General features: G+C 46.7%; 35 protein-coding genes, 1 tRNA gene and 1 pseudogene. 3 read left to right on the top strand and 34 right to left on the bottom strand.

The features are described 5' to 3' along the window. Positions 1 to 436: 436 nt before the first annotated feature. The 29 genes and pseudogenes from BMX14_RS14480 to BMX14_RS14345 all read right to left on the bottom strand — a co-directional run bounded on the left by BMX14_RS14480 (position 437) and on the right by BMX14_RS14345 (position 18614). Positions 437 to 751, bottom strand: a complete 315-nt coding sequence (locus BMX14_RS14480) for a hypothetical protein (RefSeq protein ID WP_092677970.1) — start codon at positions 749 to 751, stop codon at positions 437 to 439. Beyond that, positions 735 to 1010, bottom strand: coding sequence for a hypothetical protein (locus tag BMX14_RS14475; RefSeq protein ID WP_092677968.1), 276 nt, complete (start codon positions 1008 to 1010; stop codon positions 735 to 737). The genes BMX14_RS14480 and BMX14_RS14475 overlap by 17 nt, the downstream gene beginning before the upstream one ends. Next, positions 1007 to 1234 (bottom strand): hypothetical protein, encoded by a 228-nt coding sequence (locus tag BMX14_RS14470; RefSeq protein ID WP_092677966.1) that lies wholly within the window; start codon positions 1232 to 1234, stop codon positions 1007 to 1009. Before BMX14_RS14470 ends, BMX14_RS14475 begins: the two co-directional genes overlap by 4 nt. After that, complete coding sequence (locus tag BMX14_RS14465; RefSeq protein ID WP_092677964.1) at positions 1221 to 1664, bottom strand: hypothetical protein; 444 nt, start codon at positions 1662 to 1664, stop codon at positions 1221 to 1223. The genes BMX14_RS14470 and BMX14_RS14465 overlap by 14 nt, the downstream gene beginning before the upstream one ends. Positions 1665 to 1693: 29 nt before the next feature. Further along, positions 1694 to 2026: a hypothetical protein gene (locus BMX14_RS14460; RefSeq protein ID WP_092677962.1), complete on the bottom strand. Its 333-nt coding sequence runs from the start codon at positions 2024 to 2026 to the stop codon at positions 1694 to 1696. A 7-nt stretch (positions 2027 to 2033) separates the two neighbouring features. Then, a complete protein-coding gene (locus BMX14_RS14455; protein ID WP_092677960.1) occupies positions 2034 to 3074 on the bottom strand; it encodes a baseplate hub protein in 1041 nt (346 codons plus the stop codon). Between the two features lie 8 nt (positions 3075 to 3082). After that, positions 3083 to 3316 (bottom strand): hypothetical protein, encoded by a 234-nt coding sequence (locus BMX14_RS14450; RefSeq protein ID WP_092677958.1) that lies wholly within the window; start codon positions 3314 to 3316, stop codon positions 3083 to 3085. Then, positions 3289 to 3489, bottom strand: coding sequence for a hypothetical protein (locus BMX14_RS14445; RefSeq protein ID WP_092677956.1), 201 nt, complete (start codon positions 3487 to 3489; stop codon positions 3289 to 3291). Before BMX14_RS14445 ends, BMX14_RS14450 begins: the two co-directional genes overlap by 28 nt. A 371-nt stretch (positions 3490 to 3860) precedes the next feature. Continuing rightward, positions 3861 to 4214, bottom strand: coding sequence for a hypothetical protein (locus BMX14_RS14440; protein WP_092677954.1), 354 nt, complete (start codon positions 4212 to 4214; stop codon positions 3861 to 3863). Then, on the bottom strand, positions 4211 to 4579 hold the full coding sequence (locus tag BMX14_RS14435; protein ID WP_092677952.1) for a tlde1 domain-containing protein: 369 nt from the start codon (positions 4577 to 4579) through the stop codon (positions 4211 to 4213). Before BMX14_RS14435 ends, BMX14_RS14440 begins: the two co-directional genes overlap by 4 nt. A gap of 475 nt (positions 4580 to 5054) precedes the next feature. Beyond that, positions 5055 to 5471 carry a single-stranded DNA-binding protein gene (locus BMX14_RS14430; RefSeq protein ID WP_092677950.1) on the bottom strand — a complete coding sequence of 139 codons (417 nt, stop codon included), beginning with the start codon at positions 5469 to 5471 and terminating at the stop codon, positions 5055 to 5057. Between the two features lie 222 nt (positions 5472 to 5693). Continuing rightward, positions 5694 to 8450: pseudogene (locus BMX14_RS14425) on the bottom strand (DUF927 domain-containing protein). An 8-nt stretch (positions 8451 to 8458) separates the two neighbouring features. Then, a complete protein-coding gene (locus BMX14_RS14420) occupies positions 8459 to 9055 on the bottom strand; it encodes a hypothetical protein (protein WP_092677948.1) in 597 nt (198 codons plus the stop codon). Beyond that, on the bottom strand, positions 9052 to 9258 hold the full coding sequence (locus BMX14_RS14415) for a hypothetical protein (RefSeq protein WP_092677947.1): 207 nt from the start codon (positions 9256 to 9258) through the stop codon (positions 9052 to 9054). The genes BMX14_RS14420 and BMX14_RS14415 overlap by 4 nt, the downstream gene beginning before the upstream one ends. After that, a complete protein-coding gene (locus BMX14_RS14410; RefSeq protein ID WP_092677945.1) occupies positions 9258 to 9452 on the bottom strand; it encodes a hypothetical protein in 195 nt (64 codons plus the stop codon). Before BMX14_RS14410 ends, BMX14_RS14415 begins: the two co-directional genes overlap by 1 nt. Next, a complete protein-coding gene (locus BMX14_RS16645; RefSeq protein ID WP_177173169.1) occupies positions 9449 to 9625 on the bottom strand; it encodes a hypothetical protein in 177 nt (58 codons plus the stop codon). Before BMX14_RS16645 ends, BMX14_RS14410 begins: the two co-directional genes overlap by 4 nt. After that, positions 9625 to 10209, bottom strand: coding sequence for an ORF6N domain-containing protein (locus tag BMX14_RS14405; RefSeq protein ID WP_092677943.1), 585 nt, complete (start codon positions 10207 to 10209; stop codon positions 9625 to 9627). Before BMX14_RS14405 ends, BMX14_RS16645 begins: the two co-directional genes overlap by 1 nt. After that, on the bottom strand, positions 10206 to 10385 hold the full coding sequence (locus BMX14_RS14400; RefSeq protein WP_092677941.1) for a hypothetical protein: 180 nt from the start codon (positions 10383 to 10385) through the stop codon (positions 10206 to 10208). The genes BMX14_RS14405 and BMX14_RS14400 overlap by 4 nt, the downstream gene beginning before the upstream one ends. Then, on the bottom strand, positions 10378 to 11640 hold the full coding sequence (locus tag BMX14_RS17255) for an ash family protein (protein WP_092677939.1): 1263 nt from the start codon (positions 11638 to 11640) through the stop codon (positions 10378 to 10380). Before BMX14_RS17255 ends, BMX14_RS14400 begins: the two co-directional genes overlap by 8 nt. After that, entirely contained in the window at positions 11637 to 12125 is a 489-nt protein-coding gene (locus BMX14_RS14390; protein ID WP_092677937.1) for a hypothetical protein, read from the bottom strand. Before BMX14_RS14390 ends, BMX14_RS17255 begins: the two co-directional genes overlap by 4 nt. After that, entirely contained in the window at positions 12115 to 12282 is a 168-nt protein-coding gene (locus BMX14_RS14385) for a DUF4222 domain-containing protein (protein ID WP_092677935.1), read from the bottom strand. The genes BMX14_RS14390 and BMX14_RS14385 overlap by 11 nt, the downstream gene beginning before the upstream one ends. Continuing rightward, positions 12275 to 13030 carry an antA/AntB antirepressor family protein gene (locus tag BMX14_RS14380; protein WP_408011880.1) on the bottom strand — a complete coding sequence of 252 codons (756 nt, stop codon included), beginning with the start codon at positions 13028 to 13030 and terminating at the stop codon, positions 12275 to 12277. Before BMX14_RS14380 ends, BMX14_RS14385 begins: the two co-directional genes overlap by 8 nt. A 120-nt stretch (positions 13031 to 13150) precedes the next feature. Further along, on the bottom strand, positions 13151 to 13621 hold the full coding sequence (locus tag BMX14_RS14375) for a hypothetical protein (RefSeq protein ID WP_092677931.1): 471 nt from the start codon (positions 13619 to 13621) through the stop codon (positions 13151 to 13153). 2 nt (positions 13622 to 13623) lie between these two features. Further along, positions 13624 to 13836 (bottom strand): helix-turn-helix transcriptional regulator, encoded by a 213-nt coding sequence (locus BMX14_RS14370; protein ID WP_092677929.1) that lies wholly within the window; start codon positions 13834 to 13836, stop codon positions 13624 to 13626. A gap of 319 nt (positions 13837 to 14155) precedes the next feature. After that, positions 14156 to 14893 (bottom strand): hypothetical protein, encoded by a 738-nt coding sequence (locus tag BMX14_RS14365; RefSeq protein WP_092677927.1) that lies wholly within the window; start codon positions 14891 to 14893, stop codon positions 14156 to 14158. A 145-nt stretch (positions 14894 to 15038) separates the two neighbouring features. Continuing rightward, positions 15039 to 16289 (bottom strand): integrase domain-containing protein, encoded by a 1251-nt coding sequence (locus BMX14_RS14360; RefSeq protein WP_092677925.1) that lies wholly within the window; start codon positions 16287 to 16289, stop codon positions 15039 to 15041. A gap of 176 nt (positions 16290 to 16465) precedes the next feature. After that, positions 16466 to 16542, bottom strand: a tRNA-Pro gene (locus tag BMX14_RS14355). Positions 16543 to 16614: 72 nt separating this feature from the next. Then, the gene (gene yejM / locus BMX14_RS14350) at positions 16615 to 18369 is read right to left on the bottom strand and encodes an LPS biosynthesis-modulating metalloenzyme YejM (protein WP_092677923.1); all 1755 of its coding nucleotides are present in this window, start codon (positions 18367 to 18369) and stop codon (positions 16615 to 16617) included. Between the two features lie 17 nt (positions 18370 to 18386). Continuing rightward, positions 18387 to 18614: a YejL family protein gene (locus tag BMX14_RS14345; protein WP_048912285.1), complete on the bottom strand. Its 228-nt coding sequence runs from the start codon at positions 18612 to 18614 to the stop codon at positions 18387 to 18389. Between the two features lie 224 nt (positions 18615 to 18838). Here BMX14_RS14345 and yejK point away from each other — a divergent pair, with 224 nt between their 5' ends. Beyond that, a complete protein-coding gene (yejK, locus tag BMX14_RS14340) occupies positions 18839 to 19843 on the top strand; it encodes a nucleoid-associated protein YejK (protein WP_092677921.1) in 1005 nt (334 codons plus the stop codon). A 44-nt stretch (positions 19844 to 19887) separates the two neighbouring features. Here yejK and rplY read toward each other — a convergent pair whose 3' ends face one another. After that, positions 19888 to 20172 carry a 50S ribosomal protein L25 gene (rplY, locus tag BMX14_RS14335; RefSeq protein ID WP_092677919.1) on the bottom strand — a complete coding sequence of 95 codons (285 nt, stop codon included), beginning with the start codon at positions 20170 to 20172 and terminating at the stop codon, positions 19888 to 19890. A 122-nt stretch (positions 20173 to 20294) separates the two neighbouring features. Continuing rightward, entirely contained in the window at positions 20295 to 22046 is a 1752-nt protein-coding gene (locus BMX14_RS14330; protein ID WP_092677917.1) for a DEAD/DEAH box helicase, read from the bottom strand. Positions 22047 to 22153: 107 nt separating this feature from the next. On the opposite strand from BMX14_RS14330, the gene rsuA reads away from it, so the two are divergent. Then, positions 22154 to 22879: a 16S rRNA pseudouridine(516) synthase RsuA gene (gene rsuA, locus BMX14_RS14325; protein ID WP_092677915.1), complete on the top strand. Its 726-nt coding sequence runs from the start codon at positions 22154 to 22156 to the stop codon at positions 22877 to 22879. A 70-nt stretch (positions 22880 to 22949) separates the two neighbouring features. Here the strand turns inward: rsuA and mepS are convergent, their stop codons facing one another. The 3 genes from mepS to yeiP form a co-directional block, all read right to left on the bottom strand. Next, a complete protein-coding gene (gene mepS / locus BMX14_RS14320) occupies positions 22950 to 23522 on the bottom strand; it encodes a bifunctional murein DD-endopeptidase/murein LD-carboxypeptidase (RefSeq protein WP_092677913.1) in 573 nt (190 codons plus the stop codon). 323 nt (positions 23523 to 23845) lie between these two features. Then, positions 23846 to 24541 carry a phosphatase PAP2 family protein gene (locus tag BMX14_RS14315; RefSeq protein WP_092677911.1) on the bottom strand — a complete coding sequence of 232 codons (696 nt, stop codon included), beginning with the start codon at positions 24539 to 24541 and terminating at the stop codon, positions 23846 to 23848. Positions 24542 to 24560: 19 nt separating this feature from the next. Next, positions 24561 to 25133 (bottom strand): elongation factor P-like protein YeiP, encoded by a 573-nt coding sequence (gene yeiP, locus BMX14_RS14310; RefSeq protein WP_092677909.1) that lies wholly within the window; start codon positions 25131 to 25133, stop codon positions 24561 to 24563. A 196-nt stretch (positions 25134 to 25329) separates the two neighbouring features. On the opposite strand from yeiP, the gene BMX14_RS14305 reads away from it, so the two are divergent. Further along, a complete protein-coding gene (locus tag BMX14_RS14305) occupies positions 25330 to 25587 on the top strand; it encodes a YkgJ family cysteine cluster protein (RefSeq protein WP_092677908.1) in 258 nt (85 codons plus the stop codon). Positions 25588 to 25616: the final 29 nt, after the last annotated feature.

The raw sequence follows: 25616 nt of genomic DNA, 5'->3' as shown, positions 1-25616 counted from the left end.
AAGCGACAAAAGGACACCGCTACGAAAATAGCGGCGGTCGTTGGGTAAAGTTTTAACCAGCAACTTTTCGCGGGTGAACTAACGGATTTGAAATCTTTATCTTGGCGGGCGCTGTTTCTTCCACTGGTAGGGCGGTGCTTCCATCGTTCTTCGGTAACGCTCCTTTGCTGCCAGTGCGTTTCTAATCTCGTTGCGGGTGGTGTAGAGCGTGTGTCTGTCCAACTTCTCGCCCTGTAGTCGAGCCATCTGTAGCACTGTCATTTCTAGCTTTTCACGGTCTAGCATTGGTCGCCCTCACGATAAAAACGATAGTGTAGCAATCACTGATTTTACCGCCACAATTTACCTTTTTTCTGGACGTTTTTAATAAAAAGACTGAGAGCGCGGTCTTTAGCCTAAGAGCCTTAGAGTTTTTACCTCCCCCCTTGGCATATCCTTAACGCTTTATTGTCTGCGTTATTATCCGGTCGGTATGCTGCCCCATAAGGCCATTAATCAGCATCATTTCCCGATAGAGTTCAGTGCGTGGCTGTGGGTTCATGGCATAGAGTTCAGCCCATCTCTGAGCCAGTATCAGATTGCGTACTCTGTTGCTCTCTGTGGCGGTGAAGTGTTCCGGTACTACTACCGGGAAGAAAGCCTGTCTACTCCTCTCTCCGTGCTTCACAGCGTTAGTATTCCCTATCGGTGCGCCTGAGCCTTTGCGCTTTCCACCCCATCTTGATTGTTGGCTATTAATCGTGAGTGCCATTGATTTGTCGCCGCAGGTTAGCAATATGCGTATCAGCGTCTTTTATTGAGGCGAATAGCTCACCCATCTCTTTATCTTGAGGGAACTTATAGCCTGTTCTGGCTCTGAACTTCTTCTCAAGCTCGTCTGCTGTTCCGGCTGGTGCTTTGCCTGATAACTCATCCATTAATGCCGATAGGATTTGACCATCAAAGTTATCGGATGACGACTGAGCCTCTAAGCGCTTCCGTATTTGTGACAGCATCGCTCTATTGCTCATGCGTTACCTTCCCATTTCACGCGGCGCGGGTCGCCCTCTGGATAAACCTCTTGCCATGCCTCGCCGCTATTTTTACCCATCGGTACATATTGCTTACTCACAATAACAATATCGCCGTTTGGGTCTTTATCTATGCCCACCAGCTCAAGCCCATTAATGCGCTCATGAGGCGATAGGTTGTTAATCCGGTTCTTTATTGAATCGAGCGTTTTACGATTTGTCATTTTCCATAGCCTCTAGTCGTTCTAGTATCTCTTTCATCTCTCGCCTTACCTCGTCAATCTCAGCCACACGGGCAACGCTAGCGGCAGCGTTAATGATGTGTGCGCCAATATCAGGGGTCACTTCTCCACGGCTGATAGCAGCTAATACAGACATACTAAAGCGGGTGAGGTCGGTTGTGTCTGCGAGGAATTCAACGGTGGGCATTGTTATTTTACTTACAGGGTCGCAACGGTCAGCCCATATCTTTAAACAAGCGGTGTCTCCGGCCTTGATGCCTTCGGTGATTGACCTCATCGCATCGGGAGTTAGATCCATTAGTTGGCGTCTAATCTCTGCGCCCTTACCTGGTCTGCCGCTTGGATTTCCGGACGTTCCTTTAGTCCAGCGGGTAGGGTGTTTTCCCTGTTCTTTCCTGCTATCAGGAGGCATGAATATTCCTCAATAAATCGATATAGCTGTCATTCAATCAGGCCAGTGATGCTGGCCTTGCCGCACCTTTCACGGTTCAACGTTCTAGGCGGGTTCTCTTTGGTCAGTAGCTCTAGCGTTGATTGTCCGGTGGTCGTGGTTAACTTATACATCCGGTCGGTTACTGTGATTGAGTCAGGTAACAGCGTAATGATTGAATTATCGTAATCACGGGGCGCACCTGTGAACTGCTGGCCTAGTACCTTCACTCGGTCGCCGTTGATGCTTGATTGATACCGGTCGAGGTGAACGTTAAAGCTCCCACATTGAAAGGCACTGGCGGTAAGTGGTGCTAGCATGAGTAATGCGAGTGGTTTTTTCATCGTTAGCCTATTGAATGGGGGTGGTTAAATCTATTGTAGATAGCGATTCAAGGGCTTTCGCGTTCTTAGCTAGACAAAGCAGATCCATATACCAATTCTGCCCCCGTGTATCGCCGGTGTAATCAATGCTTCCTACAAAATAATCGCCATCAGTATTTATTGCCGCTGGCTGTGAGCCTACGCCGCCCGGTAAATCTTCAACGTATATATTCCCGTCTTGCTCTGCTGTGTTGATATGCGCCGGTGATTTGGCAATCTGCTCAGTTGTCAGGGCCGTACGGTATACCGAACCTTGGTCTAATCGAATGAGTCCACCTAACTTGATATTCGGGTTAATCAGGCAGCGTACGTTAACGCCAGCACCCATCGTCTGCTGTGGCCTACCGATAAGGCCAGTATCAGCGTTCAGAACAACTAGGTTATCGATGGGCTTTGACTCTTTGACAATATGCACCTTGTTATCTTCGTACCACCAGTGCGCGTCACATTGCCGAGCTAGGTCATTGATGATTTCATTCGTTGAGGCGTGAAGAGTTTTAGCGAGGGGGAATACCGTGTCGGGAAAGGTGATGACCTCTCCCGCGGTGATTCCGTAAGGTGCGTAGCTGTTCATGGCTACACGGAATACGTCGTTAAACGTCCAGCCAGCCGCAATAGTCGTACTCACTGCCGCTTTCATGTGGCCTTCCCAACTATCGAGGCACTGTAAGCGTACCCACGAATCAGTAATTTTATCTTGCCCTGCGATAGAGAATCGAATATCACCATTAAAAATCAGGCCGATGTTCTCGTCAGGATAGTCACCGTACTCATCAGGATTTCCCTTATAGCCAGCGATAACACGAATTCGGGTATATTCTTGACCTAATAGAATGTTCTGCGTAGTTGGTGACAGGTTGTAGATTTTGAAGTCACCGACAAAACCGTTAAAAATGGTTGCTGGCTGCTTCTGAATCTCAAACGTTACCTTCAAGTTAGTTAGGCTAATGCCTTTCCCGTCTTTATCGAATATCTGAATTTCGAAGTGGCGTATCCAATTAGCTGACATAGTTCCCCTTAATGCCGCGTTCCAGCTATACCAGCCATAAAACCTTTTTCTACCTCAACCATTCGTTCTTTACTTTCAATGCTAGGGGCTGGCTCTTTACCTTGAGTCACGCAGTCTAAGCGTTGATTGATAGCCTTCACTTCTTCAACAAGTGCCTGCTCATTTCCGGAATAGTTACTGCGTAATGAGATAACCGTGTCTACTCCGCCAATATTTACGGGTATGTCTTTAGTTTTAGGCATTGGTGATCCTTTTCTAGTTGCTCTAACGCCTTAGCCATGAGGTGACGGGCGATAACGTGGATTGTTGGGGCGACATTAAGCGGTGATTTGCTGCGTTCCTCGCGCTGAATCGCTTGGAGCGCCTCGATTTGCTCACGACTCAGTAACACGGGTTTTAGTTCTGATTTAGTCATGGTGATTGTTTGCTGTGTTGGTTATTTATACAGACATTATAATTGTAATTATTGAAATGATTAATATGTTTATGCCGATTTATGAAACGATTATTTGATAGTGAGGATCGAATAGTTAAATCAAAGTAATAAGCTGCTAGACTGCGGCCTTGGTGGGTTTATGACTTGATTATAAATGCATGCCCGTTGAGTTTGGCTATCCCCATGCGGTGCTGCTGTAGGAATAATTGTGTCTTAATATTAAGAGGGTAACTAGGTCAATTTTATTTCAAAAGCCCCCAGTATGTTTATGGGGGCTTTTGAATAATATGCGTTAGACGATGTTAAGATAGCACTACCTAACTAAATTTATTAATCTTTCTCGAAAAGAGTCAGTAATTTATAGAGCTATGTGACACTAGGTAGCTGTTCACTTCGGTTATTGAGCACTCATCATCAGAAGCATCATTTTGAGTAATCACTTCAAATTTTTTATGGTCTTTAGTATAAAAAACAAACTTGAATATATTTGTATACAGGTTATGAGGCTTTTTCTCTGAAGATAACAGCTTCACTTCTGTCCTTGACTCATCAATATCAGGTATTTTAATGAATCCCGAGTTCTTAAGCCAAACTTCCGCCATATTCATTGGCCATGAGTGGCAGTCATTAGATGAATTTTTTGCAGATGCAAATAAAGGCGTTAGAGCTAAAAAGAATAATGCTGATTTCAGTTGTTTTCTCACTTGACCACCTCAAGGTTTCGATCTCCACTAGTCCAAATTTTCTGCCTGATTAACAATGGCATAATAATACACCCATTAGAAGCTTCTCCTGGGTGCTTTTTACTGTCTCCGTGAATTAAAAATCCTGAACGGCCAAACATTTTATTATGCGAATCTGGTTGTAGTCTAATTGAATATAAGCCAGTGTGAGGGTGACGAAATGGATGGCCTATTATAGTATATTTTCCCTTGGGTAGCGGGCCGATATTTGGAACGCTTTCCATGTTAGGGTTAACCTTGCCATCGCCCTTTCCTGCATATCCTTGGTATACAAAATTGCCATCTCTTTTAAGCTTTCCTGTACTTTGCTGGAATACCCATGTCATAACTTGCTCCTTCCTAGCGATAAAATATTAAATTTTTATATCGAATTTCTTTGGAGAGAATTCGTTTATGATAACTCTCTAAGATGATGTGACACCTATTGTCTTTGAAGCCGACAATGATTGTCCGCCAACTAATTAGCATCACTACATTAAATCCTAATCAAAAAAAATTAATATAAATTGCGCTAAAACAATTTTTTATCTGAAAATAGCAATTCAATTTATAAAATAAAAAGAAAATCCTAACGCCTCCAATTTGCTGATACTGCTTTCTCAGGGCTACGCAAAATTTCTACCGGCTATTAACAGAATAGGCTGGAATTAAAACGGCTTCAGTTCCTCTTCATTATGTTTTTCCTCTATCCTGCCGCCTGTAAGGGCTTCTGTGGCGTTTTCTCTGCTTCGGCTGGCTTCGGTACTGATTTACGCTTTAACGATAATACAGGGCGTTTGGCTTCGTTGTTGTCGGTCATAGTTAAAACTCCGGTTCATCGTTAAAAGGATAGTTCTCATACTCAGGCGGCACGTTGCTTTGTGCCTTCGGTGCTTGAGGGGTGGACTTCCTGCCGGACGGTCTAACGGTCTTAGCACTGATAACGGAATCAACAATCACCTGAGCCTGTTCCTTCTTCACGCCGTCTTGTCCTGCCCACTGGTTCAACTGCATATTACCGGCCACGCTTATCATGTCGCCCTTTGAGTGCTTTGCCAGTGCCTCAGCCTGTTTACCGAACGCAACCACGCCTAGCCAGTAGGTCGCCTGTCCTTCGTCTGCGTTATTACATGGCAGGTTAACGGCGAGTCGTGCCATTGCCATTTGATTACCGTTTGCTGTGGTGCGCGTGGTGACATCTGCCACGATACGCCCATGTGCTGAAATTTGTACGGTCATAAGTTCACCTTTTCTTTAAATTGGACGTTGTTTCACGGGGTAAATTGTTCGGTCACTGCCAACCAGACAGAATTCTATGCGCTCAATGTTGGTTCAAAATGGCTAATTGTTGGTTCAATGTTGGTTCACTTTCAGGAGTAAAACCCTTATAAATCAATACTAATAAATAAGTGAACTAACTGAACCAACTGAACCAACATAAAAAACACGCACATGAAAAAACTATTCTGCGCTTTCGCTCTCCTCTGGCATGAAGTTCAGGACAACCACGTTTATCTGTCTGCCATCTACTCGGGGCGACTTTCTTTGATAGCCTCTATCATTGGCTGGCGGTGTTAGCATTCCGGCCTGTTTCAATACTTCGGCAAACTGTTTGTGATTAAAGCCAGTGGCTATCTCTTTCTCAAATGTTTTCGGGAAGGTGTAAAAGGTTATCTGGTCATCGTCATGCTTGCCTTTGCTTCGGTATCCCGCCAAGTTCTGAATGGGTAAATTAGTCGGGTCATAGGGTAGTGGAGCGAATCGGCTCAGTCCGTAGGAGTTCAGAAATGCTTCGGCCTGTTCGATAATCTGCTGATGCTCTTTATTCCCGGTGCCGAACTCCATTAGCCATGCGTTGTAACTGTGCTGTATCGCATCACGGCACGTTTGTTCATCCCATCCAGTGATTACTCTACCTGTGAGCAATGCGGCCTCTAAGATGGCGAATCGTGCGCCTACACGGTGAACCTGTTCCCCATAATCAGCGGGTATCATATTTCGCCAGCGTTCTTCACATTCGCGGATAGTCTCAATCGCCTGGTTCTGGTTTGATGCTAGCCATTTAATCCACTCACGCCCCGCAGCACCATAATGATTTTGATAGGCATCTTTGAGCGCGTCCGCGTGTTGCTTTCCGCTCTGGTATTCGTGAAAGCGCACTGATTTACTCATAGGAATGTTAAGGAGTCGCACCAGTTGCCCGGCCTTGGTCTTTCGTCCACTGGTAGCGATAAAGGTTTCCATGTCCATTTCTCCGGTACTAATCGCCATGGTGCGCCAGCGTTTTAAATCACGGTTCCCGCCTTCCTTCGCCCCTTGTAATTTACCCACCCCATTGAATAGGGCATAGGCTGATTGAGAAACGCTTACCGGGTCTGCGCCTTGACCTACTTCGTCCAGCGGCATTAATCCGTCATTGTGGGCGGCAGCTTCATTGGCTAAACCAAGAGCCGTTCCGTACCATGTTAGGCGCAAGGCATCGGGATCACCGTATAGACTCGCGGCAGTGTTGGCGGTGGTGGTCTTACCTGCGCTTGATTGTTGGTAAAAGTGGATCCCGAAGCCATCCGCACCGGATAGCCCAATCATTGGGGCAGCAAGTGCGGCGGCTATTCCCGTCATCATTTAGTTGTTACCTGCTGCGAGTCGAGCCACTGAATCACGCCAGCTCTCGGCACTACCTTTCACCTTGTAACCAGATGCCGCGCTACTGCGCCCACTGAATAAAACAGGTCGCTCCGGCTCCCCAATGATTTCACCGTCCGGCATGATATACGCGCCACACTGCCAGCCTGTCGCATGACTTACGCGCCAGATTTCACGGTTCCCACTCATTTGTAGCCAATCTGCCAGTATTGCCCGTAGACTGCCTTTAGTGGTGATATTCACGCCACCCGCTTTAAGGGTACGCCAGCCTTCACGCTCGCCAATATCAGCCAAGGGAAGCGGGGCGGTGACAGTTTCGTTTTCTCCGTAGGGCTGCCAGCGTAAAATTAAATACTGGTCTTTGTCATCGCGTCCGGTTCCGATCACTTCCAACGGTGAAGCAAGCCAGCTTTCGTTATTGATAACCTCGCCGCTTACCTTGTCCACCTTCGGGGTGATCCAGTAAACGCCATCCTTTCGGCTTTTAACGTGTGGCTTGAGTGGGTCGCCTTGCTTCTTGTCCTCTTTGCCACCGTCAATCACCTGTAGCGTTGCTGTCATGCCTTCCCCTTCCGGTTGGTACAATCCATCATTAAATGCGCGTGTCGCCGCTTCTAGTCCGTACTGTTGGCGGTAATCGTCCCAGTCGGCCTTGTGGTCGCCAGTTGGGATAGTGAGCCATCCAGAAATAGCCTGAGCCGCTTTCATCGCTGCTAACTCTCCTGTGTTGGGTTCGTCATCGTGATAATCGTTATCGGCGGCGATAATGATTTGAGCGTGGGGATATTTGGAACGCATCAATTTAGCTACGGGTTTGAGGTTCCCTGCGTCAATCGCTGCCACCGTTAAGGCTTCAGGACGCATCAGGCTAACGCTCAGTGCCGTGGCGTAGCCTTCGGCTAGGATTATCGTTTGAACGTCATCAGTCGCGTTGACGGCGTGATATGAGCCTTGCTTTGCTGAACCTGCCACCAGCTTCTTACTGCCTAGCTCTGAGATAGTCTGTGCTGAGACAATATTTTCATCACTATCAGTCAGGGGTAGCAAAATAGATCCATCAGGTAATAGCTGGCACTCGATGCCGCTTAAACCTTTGGCTATTAAATACTCGCTTTCTCCCGTAGTGGACTTAGATGATAGAACGCTGTAATTACGGTTGAATTGCTCTTTGCGCTCGGCTTTTTCCAGTTCTTCACGCTTGCGCTGCGCTTCCGCCTGCTTGTTGCGCTTGGCAGTGAGTTCATTACGTCTTCTCTGGTCGGCGATAGGGTTTGATTCTGTCGTCCGGTAATCAATATTCAACACATCGGCAACCATCTTGGCGGCTTCGGTCGTGTCGCAGTTGTTCACCTTCTTAATAAGGTCTAAGCCATCGCCAGCCCCGCAGTGGTTGCAGATATGGCTGCCTTTTCCCTTATCATCGAAACGAAAGCGGTCATTACCCCCGCAGTGGGGGCAAGGCGCATGTTTTCGCGGGTTATCAGGCACGGCAATACTGAGGCTCTGTAAAATGTAAGGCCAGTTACCCGCCGCTTCGGTGGTCACCTGGTTAATTAGGTCGATATTACGCATTATTCCCCCTAGTGCGTCACTGTTGCGGCTGGTAAGCCTTCTTCGTTGAGCGTTTGGATAAATCCATCATGTAGGACGGTCAGCCCATCAAGCCCCCACTCGGAAAGCGATAGTGCGCCGTCTTTCACCTCAACAAACATCTGATACATCTGTACTGCTGCCGCGCACGGGTTCTCTCTGTACATTTCACAGGCGATAGCTTCAAGGTTGTTTGCCAGTGCCAATCGCTCAGGGGCGGGGTAAATGCTCATGCCGCCATGTTCGCCGATGTACATCACGGCCTTACCTTTGGTTCCGTCCTCCTCAGTCACTTCCACGGTGCCGTTTTTGGCTAACTGGTCGTGAATGAACAGAGTCGCCACAATCCAACGATAAATAATCATGTTCTGTTCGTCCGTTGGGGTGAAGTAACCGAGTGACTGGCCTTCGTAAATCGCTGCGGTGACTCGCAACCCGTTGTACAGGTCATGGTCATAGCCACCCGCATCTAGCGACTTGATAGCGGTCTTGTAGCCGATTAGCTTTTGATGTTGGTAGTTGCCTGACTCATTACGCTGCATAAAGTTAATGCCGTCAGGGGTGGCTTCGATGATTAGTGATTTCATGGCTGTTCCTCCGCATGGTCAGGGTTTTCGAGGACGAATAGCAGTGACTCGGCGGCGTCCATTGCCTCCGGTACGCCATCCAGTAAGGTGATAATTGCCGCAATCTTGTTAGCTTCTTCGGTGTTCTTGCAGAGTTCCAGCCACATTGATAAAACAGATTGCGCTTGCTCAACTTGGCGGGCTGCGTCAGGTAAGGTTTTCATTAACCGCGCTCCTTCTCTGCCAGTTCATCGCCTAGCCACGCTGCGACATTGCCGGATAAGCGTCTTACCAATGTTGCTAATGCTGAGTGTTCACAGTCCTCTAGGTGGTGAGGGTGATCTCCCCAAAGGCGACAAATAATTTCCGCTTGCTGTGCCATTTCTGCCACTCGCTCTAGGGTATGGTCACGGCTCATTTGCAGCACTCCAATGTTTTAGCGGCGATAGATTCCGCAATAGTCATTAATTCCAGTTGTAACTCGGTTTCTTCATCGCTTTCGGTCAGATACATAGCGGCAGCTAACAGGCTTTGAATTTTGCCTAGGGCATCCATCGCTTTGATGCCTTTATCAATAGTGACTTCACTCATTACTTAAAGGCTCCTAGCTCTGGAATGGTTAGCTGAACTAATGCGGTAATGCGCTCGATAGCAGGGCGGATAGCTTTGAGTTCACGCTTGCGCTGCGTCATTTCTGCGCTGCCATGTTTGCCGTGTCGCCACTTAGATTTATGCTCGGCTGCTGCCAGTAGGTTCTGCGCTTCGCTCAGGGGCATGGCTTCCAATTCCTCAAGGCTTGGAATGAGGACAGGGCGAATATCAGAAAAGTGAGGGTTAGGGCGGAAGTAGTTTTCTACAAGTTGCTCTTGAACCTGCCACGCTAAATCATCGCTAAAAGGTTTCGTTAGCAATAGATAGCCCATTTCAGTAACAACTATTGCCTTGCTGGTATGAGGTGGAAAAAGGTCAATAAATGACTGAGTGCATAATACGGACGCAGTTAGTACAAAAAAGTGTCGCCCTTCGGTAAAGCGGCTGCGGTGACGGTTAAATGACTTCCTAGCCGTTCCTTCCGGTCGTTGGTGCGCTTGGTCAATCATTGTGAAAGTCACAACGCGCTGGCCTTTGTACTCCACTAGCGGCAAGTTTTGATTGCTCAGAGTGATAGCGTTCATGCCCGCACCTCCTTAGTTTTGGCAATGCGAACCTGAGTGAAACCTTCCTGTTGGGCTTGCTTCATTGCGTGGGCGGTGGCGTATCGAATGTCGCTAGAGAACACCTGATAATTGATTGCCACGATAGAACCGCGCTTATTGGTAGCGTGTCCGGTCACATTGAAGTAATCACGCATGATTGCCCCCCTCAAGCTCGCAGCCGTCCAGTAAGTGATAAAGGTCGGTTACTGCTAGTCGCATCAGGTCGTTCAATGCGGTCAGGGTGCGCTTTTGGTTCGGGCAGTCTTGAGCGATAACGCCATCAATGACGTTAAGCACTTCAAGGATTGTGTCGGCCTTCTCTGCGAGGTCGTAAGGTGATTGATAGACTTTAGACATGAGCCACCCCCTGATTAATGCGGCCCGCAAAGAAGCAAATGTGGTCTTTGACAAGCGATAGACGGGCTTCGCGCTCAGTAGGTGCGGCGATATGGTGAATAGTTGCTTTGATAGTCGGACAATCACGGCGAATAGCGGCGATAATCCAGATAAATGACGGTTTTGGGGCGAGGGTAGTAGCCATTTGGCAGCCTCCATACAGTGATTTTTAATCACCACCGGAGTTCCTACACTCTGATTGGTGGTGACGTTAGCGGGGGTAGGAATACCGGACTGTATGGACTCCGGCAGGCGCGAACGCCTCCCCACTAACGCCACCATTGACTCGGAACGGATCTTATCCGTAAAGAATGGGTGCGCTGTGGCATCGACACAAAAAAAGACGCTAAAGGCGCCTGGTGTCGCCATACAGTAATTCGGGTTCCTACGCCCGTCTGCCGATTTTGCGGCAGCGATGGAAATATAACACGGTTTTGATTGCTGGCAATATGCAGCCGTAATTATTTTTGCATCTGCGTTGTTGTCATCACAATGCTGGCCTTCCGGTGCGTCTGCTTTCTGACCGATGCAAGAATAAGTGCTTCGCTTTTTAATATCCTGAGATTTCAGGACATCTCCGCCAGCTCCAACGTAAAGATCCCGATTTTGGTACTGTTTAGATGCCGGAATTCCGGCTATGTAAAACTCGAACATCGGACGAACTTTTGACCGATGCTCTGAACCGCCGCACTGAGCCGATTCTTTGGCTGAGTGACTATCTCCAAAATGTTTTGGATATTGTCGGCATGGAGTACATCCCTGTAATTGAGGAATGTTAAACGGCATCAATCGACTTGAAACGTCTATATTTGTCGCGTCCTGGTCAGTACTTAAAAGCTCAACCGCACCAAGATTTGTAAAAATTGGAGTCGATGAAACACTAAGTTTTACTAAGTTTTCGCCCGTTAAAATCTTAGGATTACTTAGGATTTGACTGCTTAGAACGTTAACATTCGTTAACAGGCCAACCAGTGAATGGGATTTACTCTGGGCGGCTGAGTTATTCGGCATCATGCCAGCACCTCCACTTTCAAGCTGCCAGCGGTGTAGCCTTGAACACGAACCCCATCAACACGGTGACGTTTCTTCGTTAAGAATCGAACATGGTCAGCGTAAACAAAGAGCCATTTACTATCGACAGCAAGGCGTTTAAACCCTTTCATTTCTTTATTCGATAGCTGGACGATAGGGCTACAAGCCTTATCGCAAGAGGGTTCTTCTGGACACACACCCTTATCATTACCTGTCACTCGGTAAATCCAGAAGCTATCCTTTTTGCCAGTAATCTTGCGAGTGCGAACTGGAATATAACCAGCCTCCTTCATCGCATTACTGAATTGTGCGTCATTAGCGTAGTACGCTCGGCGAACCTCTTTACTCACTGAAACTGCAAACGTGCGCTTAGTTGGGTACTCCTTCCACTTGTCCACGAACGACAAAGGCAAGCCGTTTACGTCAGGCTCATTAATGGCAGTGCCATCAGGTAGATTAAACATCATCTTTCACCTCCACATAATCGGCTTTAAATCGTTCTAAAGGTTGCTGGCATGGGTGCGGATAACCTTCACGCATGAATACAACACAATCTCCACTCATACCCAAAGGCGTGACAATGCGCCCGTGTGAGTCCTTAAAGCGGCGTTTCTTCTTATCCATGAGATACCCCTAGGCGTTTGGATAACCAGCGTTGAGAAAGGCGTGATAACTCTGCTTTGCGTCCGTAGTAATCCATCCCCATATCAATGAGCGTGATATTGGTGCTTTCTAGATAGGCCAAGTGTTCAAGCTGGTCAGTGGTCATATAATCACGCGCTTTCTCTTTCGGGTGTCCGTTCGCCAAAGCCCATTGATTAGCTGTCAGACCACCCAAGGCAATGCGGGTAATCATGTTGCTTTCATTGCTGTAATGACGGGGTAGGGTTGCTTTACCATGCTCTGCGCGTGATAGGTCCAGGGCTTCACACATCGGTTTAAAGTTGCTTGCGGCTTTGATTCTGGCCTTCAAGTGTTGGCGATAGTTAGCCGCGATAGCTGGCGCGGTGCGTGATAATGCTTCTTCACATTGGATAAAGTATTTGCGGACGGCTCGGCCTTGCTCGGTGCGCTCAACCATTGCCAGTTCTTTAGCCATGTTGATTGTTAGGCCATAGTCTTTGCTGCGCCGATCACCTCCGCGCTTTGTAACCCATCCGGCATTGTCGTGATTAATATTTGTACTTTGGTTCGCCAAAACGGGCGAATCAAAAAGAACGTAATCTACTCCATGAGTAAATTCATATTCATCAATGCGTCCTTTAATCCAGTTGGTAAAGTCACGTCCTACACCTAAAGTTTTATGAAGTGCCTTTGCGCTCACAATATTGGAATCAAGCCCACCGATTTGACCGGAAATAACAGGTATCATGTCGCTAAATACACTTTGAAGCTCTTTATTGGTTTCAGGTTTAAATCCCCCAGCAACATACTCAGGGCGTGGGGATACCTCGAAACTTAATTCGCTTTTTTTCATTTTGGGGATCTCCGGTTAGTTAGCTGCTGCTTTCTCTGGGTATTGGTTAATTAAACGCTGTGCCTCGGCTTCGGTGATTGCTTCCTCTTCGCGCTGTGAACGCCAGATATTAATGAGCTTTAACGCTCGTTCTGCTGCGCTACGGTCTGCGAGTCGGTAGCGTGTGAAGTGCGTAGAGTAGCCATGACGCGAGGTGTATTTCTCACTCTCGCCCACAATATCGAGTCGGTACTGGTTCCGTAGTTTCGATATATCGCTATGCAGGCAGGTAGTGTAAAACTTTGCGCCTGTTCCGTTTTGGTCAAAATCGGAAACTGAACTTGCGTTTGTGTCGAGTGCGGTTAGTCCTTGCGGGTTGTGAAGAATCACACTGCATGACGCTTCTACTTTCAAAGCTGGCTTGATAATCGCGGCGGGAACTGTAGAATTGTCTGCGCGAATATCTGAATGAGCCATCTGTGACAAGGTGGCTTTTTTTATGTCCATAATTAGTTAGCTCCCACGGTATTACGCTCGGCGATACGGGCATCAATCCACGCATCCACTTCATCAGCGAACCAACCTAAGCGGCGTAAACCAATGCGAAAGCCGCGGGGAAACTCGCCAGTATTAACCATTTCCTGAAATGCGCTGTCTGACTTAATGCGTAGTACCTTTTTAACTTCTGACTTGAGTAAAATAGCTCGTTCGGTGTTTTTCATTATTAACTCTCTGAATAAGTTATTAACTGTTGAATACCGAAATATTAAATCATAGGGCTATGTAAGTTGCTGGTATGAAAGGCTAAATTGTTGGTATGGCTAAAGTAGGTATGAATTCGGCAGTTGGTAATGTTTCTAGGGTAAGTGTTAAGCCGATTTCTAATAGTTGGTAAGGTTTTGTGCGGGGATGTTCGTATAGTTGGTAAGGTTTTAATTAACTGGCCTGATAAGTTGGTAATGTTTGGGGTGGGTATCGCGGAGTGTTGGCATTATTTGGTAGGCGCACTGTCCATCTGCGCCCATCAAGTAGGGAAGTGTCTTATTCTTCTGTAGATAGCCCGCTTATCTTTAATGCCTCGCCAATTAACTTCCTATAATTTTCCGTTGATTTGTTTTTGTTTATGGTGTCCATCATTTCTACAACGCTATCTGCTATCGCGTTCGCGCTAACATTTTCACCGTGCAGATACTTATTTCCTGACTTTTCTACAAGTATCTTTGAAATAGCTCCGATAATATCTAGCGCAGCGGCTCTTCCTGCAAACCTCTTTCCCCACTCAATAGCTGGACTGTGTTCTATTGGCGTGTCTATAACAGCATTTGTACTGGCACTAGGGGAAGGTGGCGCATATTCTCCCCATCCTGACGTCTTAATCTTGCCTTTATCCAGATTGATATTAGGAAATACTGGTTTTAATTCGGTTATACTAAATCCGAAGTCAAAAAAATTATCATCAACCCAAAGCCCATCATCCAGCCCTGATATATGCTCAACCGGAAGTTTTTCTCTACTTATTACTTCTTTTAAGTTCAATTCCAAGAAAGAAAGATCATCTTCATATGAATTGAAATGAGTTTCCATTCTATAGAAAAAATCAACTTTATAAACGCTAACGGGTAGATTTCCATCTGCTGCGGCAATTTTGCTTAATATCCACCTGCAAATTAGCCTCAAATCACCTGCCACCTGAGATCTGACCTTTACAATAAAGTCATGAATATTGATAAAGTCTTTATTGGCTTCCTCAAGCTCTTCTCGAATATCAATCATCGCCACCTCGCGCCCTCTTTGTGTAGGAACCATGCCAGCCCGTAGAGGTGCACGGATTTTCGGGGATCAGCCTAGACACGGTTTATTTTTTACTAATAACCTCGGATTATTATACTTCGGATTATTTCGGTTTTATAGTTTTACTGTTGATTTATCCAGCTAGTTTGCTTCTTATACCAATTACGCCATTGGCTAAAGTTGAACCTGTTGCCGCTGCTTCCAACGTATCAGCCCACCAGCACATCAATACCTTTCTTCTCTCAAGGTAGTTGCTTCGGTTATAGGCGCGGCGCACTTCGTTTTTATCGGTGTGCGATAGGGCAGCCTCTATAACGTCTGAGTCGAATCCTGCGCTATTTGCAGCGGTACTAAATATTGCCCTGAATCCGTGAGCCACCAATACACCGCGAAAGCCCATACGCTTAATGGCTGCGTTTGCAGTCTGGCTATTCATCGGTAGTTTTGGGTCTTTCATACTTGGAAAAATATAGTCACGGTGCTTACTAATAGGTTTCATTTCCTCAAGGATTGCTACCGCTTGAGGTGGAAGTGGGATGATATGGTCACGGCGCATCTTCATACGTCCGGCGGGTATCGTCCACGTTTGATCTACTAGGTCGATTTCATCCCATCGGGCAGACGATGCTTCGGCGGGGCGGGTCACTGTAATTAGCTGCCACTCGATTAATAAACGTGTTTGTCGCTCAATGCTGGCGATTGATAACGCTCGCATAAGTTCGGGCAGCCTATCCGGTGTGATAGCTGGCATTGGCTTTTTAGTTGGAACGGGGAAAGCCTTGCGCACATTGGCGGCGGTATTAACTTCAATGAGTCCACTATTGGCGGCATAGTCCATAACCTCATTCACGCGCTGCAAGACACGTTTCAAGGTTTCCAGATTTCCCCTTGCTCTAATCGGCTCCAACACATTGACGAATATTCGTGCGGTGAGTTCTGTTACTGGACGGTCGCCAATATCAGGGAAGATATATTTTTCTAATGACCGCCATATATCCTTAATCGTGTTGGGTGCTAGGTTCTGTGACTTCTTCAATTCGTACCAATCAGCGGCAACGTTTTTAAATGTGTTACCTGTCCTGAGCTTCTCGGCTTCTTCCTGCTGTGTTCGGTAGGCCTGCGGGTCAATACCTTTATCTAGCATGGCTCGCGCTTCATCTCTGGCGGCTCTTGCATCCAATAGAGAAAAGGAAGGGTAGTTACCGATTGTCATTGTGGTGCGTTTGTTATTGGCTGGCCTGTAATAGCGCAACTGCCACGTTTTCACGCCGGACGGTTTGACCAGTAGGACTAGGCCACCTCCATCAAGTAGAGATAGCTCCTTGTCCGTGGTTTTGGCGTTCTTCACCTGCGTAGCGGTGAGTGGTACGGTCTTTCTTGGCATCGTAGGACTAGCTCTTTTAGGACTATGCGAAATCTAGTCCTTAATCTAGTCCTAAAAAATCCGTCTGTAAATGGTGATAACCGAATACTACAGGCAACAAAAAACCCGCAGACTCAGTGAGAATGCGGGTTCTTGTGGGGTTTCCATCAGTAACCGATACTAACAGAATGATGATTTGGTCGGCACGAGAGGATTTGAACCTCCGACCCCTGACACCCCATGACAGTGCGCTACCAGGCTGCGCTACGTGCCGACGACTACAAATCATAGTACCGCAGTTTCATATAAAATCAATATATCACTGATCTAACTGGCTTATTAATAATCAATTTGCGATAAAACGCTTCTCTTCGGTTAATACTTGCAGGAGTAATCCTAACTCAGGGGTATCATCATGTATTCTGCGGCCTTTCGCATCATAACTGCTGTAATGACCATTGGTATTCAGCACAATAGAACGTGTCGGCGTTGTAATGATAAGATGATTACCTTCACTACTGGTGACCCAATTGTTGCGCCCTTGAGCGGTAAATAAGTCGCGGCCTTGAGTGTAGTCATAACTTGGGGTCGTGACATTTAAAAGACGCTGCATAATGGTCGCCATAATATCTTGATGGTCAGTAAGATAATTAATCGACTGTGCAGGGGTATTTGGCCAATGGATGACCAGAGGGACGTGCAGCACGTTGCGGCGACTGTCCGAAGCGGAGCCAGAAGTCAGCGATAAGCCATGCGCACCAGTGATCACTACCACGGTATTTTTCAACGCCTGTGACTGTTCAAGTTCATCAAGAATGGCGGCAAGTTGTTTATCAGTCGTTGCAGAACTTTGCTGATACGTTTGTCTACGTTGCCCCTCAATGGCATTACTCTTCGTGGCCCCTTGGAGTGATACCCACGAGAACCAAGGCTGCGTCGAGCTTTGTTGTTGGCTATACCAATTTTGCCATTGCTCAACGGTTTGGCTATCGGATTGACGATGCTGTAACGGAATAGTGTAGTCAGTTAACAGTGCTTGGCGATAGAAAGGTTGCTTAAAGCCATCCGTTGCAAATAATCCAAATTGGTAGTGTCGATTGGCGAGTGTTGTGAGCAAGCTAGACGGCGTTCTTGAGGCGAGCACCCCTTCTAAATAGGTTGAGGAGATCCCATAAAAGAGTCCGAATAAGCCATTCTCGCTACTCGGTCCAGAACTGTAATGTTGAATGAAGTTTATATTTTGCTGTGCAAAAGTTCCCAGCGCAGGGTAAGCCTCACTCAGGTCTTCACTACTTAAGTTATCGATAGTGATGACCAATAAGTTATAACCGGAGGCTTTGGGGGCGACAGTGATGTCGCTCAAAGGATACGCAAGGGATAAGGCATCAGGTTCACCCTGTTGAATCAGACGACGTTGATAATCTTCTGAGTCGAGTAGGCCGTGTTTCTCAAGGAAACGTCGGGCAGTCATCGGATAAGAGAGCGGAAGATTACTTTTTTGCATGGTGATCGGGCGATAAAAGTGTGCATCTGCCCAGATATACATAATATGGCTGGCAAAAAAGGTTGCGATAAAGAGTACGACAAAAGGTCGCGCATAATGGTGCCGATTAAGGCTACGGAGCTTCTGCCAGCTCCAGGTTGCAAACAATAACTCGGCTAAGAAAATAATCGGGGCGGCAATAAACATCAATTGCCAATCACGGGTCAGTTCACTCTGTTCAGGATTGACCACCAATTGCCAAACGATAGGATTTAAGTGCAGATGGAAACGCTGGAACACGGCACCATCAATTAATAGCAGTGTTAATCCACAGGTGGCAATGATCGAGGCAATGACGCGTAACAGTCGTTGCGATCGAATGAAGAAGGTTATCGGGAAGAGTGTTAGCAGGTATAGCGCGAAGACGATAAAGCTAAAGTGACCTAACCAACTACAGTAAGCATAAATACGGCCAGCGAGCGACGCTGGCCAATCGTTAATCAGTAAATAGCGACTACCAAGCACCAAGGCCAATAAAATATTAAATAGGGTAAACCAGTGTCCCCAGCTGATCATGCTGGAAACTTTTTCGCGATACTGTGGTGGGTGATTGGCCATAGACGTCGTTTCAGTGATTAGTGAGCCGAATCTTCGCTGACTGAGGCTTCGAGAGCCGCAGCGAAGGAGCGAGCCAACGCATGGCGCTGAGCGGGTGAAACACTGGAATTAATTAAATTCGTCACCATATTACCGAGCACCATTAAGGAGAGGTCGGTCGGGGCCTTATCCATTTCAAGGACTTTAGAAAGTTCGTCGAGAAGCTTCTCGACGCGCGAATCACTATAACGAGATAACTGTGGCATAGTATCAACTATTATCATTGTAAAAAGTAGCTAGTCTACTGTAAAACAGGGCTCATATCTGCAATTTTTCATCAGGGATTACTCAGTAAATGCTGAAAACTGTGTCTGTTTATCGGTTCGCTGAACGCTGATGGTCGAAATTACCTCCTTAAGCTTGGCAAATCCCATTGTCAGTATGAGACCTGCGTGATTCAATAGTGCATCATTCGTTAAGGGAGTTATCTATGAGTCTGGATATTGACCAGATTGTGGTTCATCAGCTAATTAAGCGTGATGAGGACGAGCTATCGCTTATTCTTCGTGATTCATTATTGTCGCCAACTCACGAAGTTGAAGTGATGTTGGAAGAGTTACACCGCGTCTATAGTGCGAAGAATAAAGCTTATGGCTTATTTAACGAAGAGAGCGAGTTGCGCGATACGCTACGTGAGTGTCGCGGTGGCCAACAAGATTTCCTCGCCTTTACCCGTGCGGCGACCGGCCGCTTACGGGATGAATTAGCCAAGTATCCTTTTGCCGAAGGCGGGATTGTTCTCTTTGCTCAGTACCGTTATCTAGCGGTCGAATATTTATTGATTTCTGTCCTGAACAGTCAATCTAGCATGCGCGTTAATGAGGCGTTGGAAATCAGTACTACTCATTATCTCGATATTAACCATGCTGATATCGTGGCTCGGATCGATTTAACCGAATGGGAAACTCAACCCGACTCCACACGTTATCTCACCTTTTTACGTGGCCGAGTGGGGCGTAAAGTGGCCGATTTCTTTATGGACTTCTTGGGCGCTAGCCAAGGTTTAGACGCTAAGGCGCAAAATAGAACTTTACTGCAGGCGGTTGATGATTACTGTGAAGAGGTCAGCCTTGATAAACAGTCTCGTCAGGAGTACCGCCAACAGGTACATCAATATTGTAGCGACCAATTAAAATCAGGCGACGAGATCACGATTACAGAGCTGTCACATCAATTACCGGAAGTGAATGAGCAAAGTTTTGTGGGGTTTACGGAGCAGCAAGGCTACGAATTTGAAGAGAGTTTTCCTGCCGATCGTTCAACGTTACGTCAATTAACCAAGTTTTCAGGAAGCGGTGGTGGGCTGACGATGAATTTCGATGCGTTACTGCTTAACGAGCGTATTTTCTGGGATCCAACAACCGATACCTTAACGATTAAAGGGACGCCCCCTAATCTGCGCGACCAATTACAACGTCGGTTAAAAGAACACTAAAAAAAACGCCGCGAATGCGGCGTTTTTTATCTCGGCTTCTGCAATTACGCGCGAACGAAGTCGATGTGGTGTAGTTTTGGCTTGAAGGGGTGACGTTGAACAGCCTGAACTTTGACTTTAGTTTCTTTACCGTCGATAACCAGAGTCAGAACGTCAGTGTAGAATCCTGGCTTAGTTTGCAGGTTGTTAACGAAATCGTGATCTAAAACGACAGATGTTGCAGCTTCATTTCCGCCATAAACGATGGCTGGGAATTTGTTAGCTAAACGCAGACGGCGGCTCGCACCCTTACCCTGCTCTGTACGGACTTGTGCTTCGATAGTGAACATAATTTTTCTCTTAGAGTAATTCCGCTACAGGCGACCCAGCAACGGAAGGATTATTCAATGACGCTTTATTTGGGATAAAGCGCGCGGCATTATAGCGGGTAAAGGGGGACAGGGCAAATAATCTAGCTGGCTGACTCTGCACGCCTAAAGCGCCCTTGGTAATCGAAGACTTTATGACGAATTTTCCAAAAGGTTTTTTGACGATGTGCCACGACAAAATCGGGATGCCGCAAGAGGGCCTGTTGAGCAACGATATCGCTCCCCGACTGCCATGCTAACGGGATGCCTGGCGCTCGACTATGCACACGAAGGAACTGCTGTTCAAAGACATGGCGCTGTGCGGGGGAGTGTAAGCGGAACGTTTCAGGTACCTCGGCACCGTCCTCATCAATATAGGCAATACGCAGCCACTCACCCTTAGCGTCGTGTCCTGCCTGTAGCATCATCCCTGAGCAGCGTAGTACTGTAGCATCGCGCAGTTTAAGCGCGGCTTTTAACATATCATCGGGATCGACCAACACACTGTCACAGTGTTGACAGACTTTTGCCGCAATATCATTCTCCGCATTACAGTGTGGACAGGATTTGAAGCGAAAGCGGAAATCACATTGTTGAGGCTGGCCTGCGACCTCGATGATCCCTTGGCAACGACGGCCAAAGTGCTCGATAACCGTGCCATCGCCGAGCGCCTTACCCCAAAAAATATTGGCAAACTGACACTGTGGGCAAAAAACCTGTACCGGCTGGTTTTCGCTATCACCCTGAGGACTGCCAATTTCGGGCAGATAAAGGTCGTAATCATTCCCCGCATAATCGAGGATTGCGCAGGCTGTTTTACCGGGATAGAGGCGAAGCCCGCGACCAATAATTTGTTGATAAAGACTGACCGATTCAGTCGGTCTAAGGATAGCAATTAAATCGACATGGGGGGCATCAAACCCTGTGGTTAATACCGCAACATTCACTAAGTAGGTAATTTGTTGCGACGTAAAACGCTGTAAAATATCGTCGCGTTCGGCACTAGGGGTCATACCGGAAACCAACGCGCTCTCGGCAGGTAGGTAACTGAGGATCTCTTGCGCATGGCGTACCGTGGCGGCAAAAATCATGACGCCTCGACAACCAACAGCATGTTGAATTATCTCGGCAACAATGGATGGCGTAACACGTTTTTGTTGCGATAAACTGAGATTCAACGCTTTTTCAGGGAAGAGACCTTGTTGATTAGCCACCAGTGACGAAAAGTCATAACGTAAGATGGGCATATCTAACCGTTTTGGCTCAACAAGATAGCCATGCTTAATCATATAACGCAGCGGGAGTTCATAAATACACTTATGAAATAAGGCATCCTCGGTTCCGCGCACCATCCCATGATAATGAAAGTGGTAGATCCATCCTTTTCCTAGCCGAAAAGGGGTAGCGGTCAACCCGAGCAGGCGAAGTTGCTGGTTGCGGTGTGTCAGATAGTCCAATATTTGTTGGTATTGGCTTTGATCGTTGTCGCCAATCCGGTGGCACTCATCAACGATGACTAGGGAAAATGCCGCATCGAATTGGTCGAGATGACGGGCAACCGACTGTACGCTACCGAAAACAACCTTACTCTGGCTCTCTTTTTGCGCCAATCCTGCAGAGAAAATATCGGCGTTTAGGCCTAAGGCCTGATATTTGGCGTGGTTTTGCCTGACTAACTCTTTAACGTGCGCTAAAACTAGGACTCGTCCCCGAGCGATACGCGCCAGTTCGGCGATCACTAAACTTTTGCCTGCACCGGTGGGTAAAACAATCACCGCGGGGCGTTGTGCTTGGCGAAAATACTGTACGGCAGCCTCAACGGCTTCTTGTTGATAGGGTCGTAGGGTAAAACTCATCGGTTATGAACTCGAATACAGGCAGGGTTACACACTGACAGTCGGTGTCGCTTCGAGGTATACTAGCACAACTCACTCTATAAACTCCTTAATAGGCTTACAGATCCATGCGACTCGATAAATTTATCTCCCAACAACTCGAAATTAGCCGTGCCATTGCAGGCCGTGAAATTCGAGCACGCAACGTCACAGTCGATGGAGAGGTGGTACGTGAAGCGGCTTTCAAAGTTTTACCTGAACATGAAGTGGCCTATGAGGGTAACGTGCTTCACCAACAGCATGGCCCGCGTTATTTTATGCTGAACAAGCCAGTAGGCTATGTGTGTGCGACAGAAGACGAGCAGCATCCCACTATTCTCTATTTTATCGAAGAACCTATGGCATGGAAATTACACGCGGCAGGGCGACTCGATATTGATACCACCGGTTTAGTGCTATTAACCGATGATGGGCAATGGTCACACCGTATTACTTCGCCTCGCCACCATTGTGAGAAAACGTATTTAGTGACCTTAGCCGAGACGGGAGATCCTGCGCTGATTACGCGTTTTGCACAAGGCATCATGCTACAAGGCGAGTCTGCTCCGACTAAGCCGGCCAAGCTGGAAATTTTGGATAATAACCAGGCGAGAGTCACACTAAGTGAGGGACGTTATCACCAAGTCAAAAGAATGTTCGCGGCATGCGGAAACCATGTACAAGACTTACATCGTGAACGGGTCGGCGAGATTGCGCTAGATGAGGACTTAGCACCCGGTGAGTATCGTGAGTTAACGCAAGAAGAAATACTGAGTATTAACTTGCCGCCAGAATTACAGCAGCCACTGGTCTAGATAACGGAAATAAAAAAACGCTGCGAAGGACAGCGTTTTTTTGGCGAACATTTGTCAGACCTTATGAAAATTAACTGTGCGAGTTACTGAGGACTCGGCGTGCCTCGCGATAGCGAGCTTTCCAATAATTGTCATTAAGGTTTGAAATCATGACTCCACTGCTTGTTGAGGCATGAACAAAATCGTTATTACCTAAATAAATACCGACGTGACGTCCCGTGGAACCAGACCGAAACAGCACTAAATCACCGGGGCGAAGCTTACTTTTATTAATGAAACGTCCGGTATCTTGTTGGTCTGCGGTAGACCGTGGCAGCGATAAACCAAACTGTTCACGGAAAGTACGCTGTACGAAAGCGGAACAATCGATGCCGCGACGTGACTCACCGCCCATGCGGTAACGAACACCTTTCCAACTTGCATATTGATTCATGATTTTCGATTTAATATCGACATTATGAACCAGTTCTTCAAATTGATCCTGAGAAGCTTGAAGTAAAAAACCATTCCGGTTGTTAACGTCACGTTTCTCTAAATTCGCTGTGGTAGTTGGGTGGCTACTACATGCGCTTAGCAGCGTTGCTAAGGCAATTGCTGGAACAGCCCGCCACAAGTATCTCACAAATGGTTGAGATTTGACCATATTAAGCAGTTTCCTTCGATGTCCTTACGACAAATACGTCGCTCGCCAATGAACAGATTAAGAGATTATCAGAGATTATCAAGAAGACAATTTATGAATTATATCTAGATGTAACTATCTTTGACACTCTTCTAAGCTGAAGCCCCTTATAACAAGGGCTAAGCGTTATTTGAGATTAGCGTAGAAAATGTTAACTGGCGAGAGTTTTTAAGATTTTTTTTGATCTTAATAAGTAAAATGTCTGATAAGCCTATTTCTAGTGGAATTCTTTGGCAATATCCGGGAGAGAAGCCTCCCGGGAAAGGGTGAAATAAGTCGTAGGATTATTGGACACCTGGCAATTTACGATAGATCTTATTAATCAGAATATCGGTAAGAGGCGTTAATAAACACCAACTCATCCCAACTAATACGACTGAAAGTGATCCTACTGCAATATCGGTAAACCAGTGAGCACCCACCATTATACGGGGTAATGCAAATACGCCCAGAATAATTAGCCCGACAATAAATGCCTTGCGACCAAAGTAACGCCCCATGAAGCAGGCGTAAATCATCAGCATCATCCCGTGATCCCCGGGAAAACTGTCTGCCGAGCCATCTTTGGTATGGATACCTGTAAGAACCCCTGCACGTTGTGCATCAGTAAAGAACAGAGAAGGGCTACGATGGCTAACGGGAATAAGGTGACCGAGTTGATTCAGCACCACCGCCGTAATCAGCATGGTGAAACCAAGGGCTAACATCCACATCCGACCTTTATGATCTTTTTGTCGCCAAAAGGAATAGAAGTACGCCGCCATCGCCAGAAATGACACAATATCAAATCCACGATAGTTGGTGATGGCCACAAATACGGCAAAGGCGTGCGATTTGACCATTTCATGGTTAAAAATATAGAAAATTGATTTATCCAGTGAAAACCAAAAACCATGATTAGCCGGAAGATACCACGAAAAGAAGAGGCAAAACCCGAGTAGATTTAAAATGATTATCGCTGGAAAAATAGACTGACGCATAGTCATCTCCCTTTAAGGATTAATCGGCTCGACTCATATAACGACGTTCGGGGATATGAACACGAATTTTGTCGCCATTACTCAAATACTCAGGCACTTGAACGGTTAACCCGGTGGAGAGCGCTGCCGCTTTCGTCCGGGCGCTAGCGGAAGCGCCTTTAATGCCGGGTACCGTGTCCACAATGACCAAATCGACGGTTTGAGGCAGCTCTAACGCTAAAACGTGGTCGTCCATCAGTAACACTTGCATACCAGGCAGGCCAGCTTCAGGAATGAAGAGTAGCTCTTCTTCTATTTGCTCACGATTAAAGCTATAGGGGGTATAGTCTTCATCATCCATGAATACATATTCATTACCATCGGTATATGAAAAACTCACCGCGTGGCGATTTAGCTGGATACTGTCGATAATATCGTCGCCTTTAAAACGCTCTTCGACTTTCAATCCGCTACGAATATCGGTAAAGCGCATCTTATAGAGTGTCGCGGCACCTCGCGCACTAGGACTCTGCACATCGATATCTTTGACTAAAAGTAATTTACCGTTCCAACTTACTGCCATACCGCGTTTAATTTCATTTGCTTTAGGCATTGAAGACCTCAAAATAAGATTATTTTAATAATGCGTGGAAAATACTCGCCACTGTCATTGCATACAAGCAAAATAGTGGTTCACTAGGCATCTTTAGCTAAATTTTTCATATTCATTGAGCTGAAATTTATGTTGCATAATAATGACGACATCCAGATACTCTCAGCCATTCACTATATTTAACTAAAGAGCGTCTATGGAATGCCGTAGCTACTGTGGTGCCTGCTGTATCGCGCCCTCAATTTCTTCGCCGATTCCAGGTATGCCTGAGGGCAAGCCCGCCGGCGTTCGCTGTGTGCAATTAGACGATAATAATCTCTGTAAAATCTTTACTTCTCCTCTTCGTCCAGCCGTATGTCGAGGGTTGCAACCTCATCTTGATATGTGTGCAAATTCTCGCCAAGAAGCAATGATCTATCTGCTCGAGCTTGATGCGGCGACAGCGCCACACTAGTCTTATAAAGTAAATTCGGTAAACACTGA

The organism is Rosenbergiella nectarea, assembly GCF_900111105.1.
Taxonomy (GTDB): domain Bacteria; phylum Pseudomonadota; class Gammaproteobacteria; order Enterobacterales; family Enterobacteriaceae; genus Rosenbergiella; species Rosenbergiella nectarea.
The sequence above is the reverse complement of the archived record's forward strand: the minus strand, read 5'-3'. Positions and strand labels throughout refer to the sequence as shown.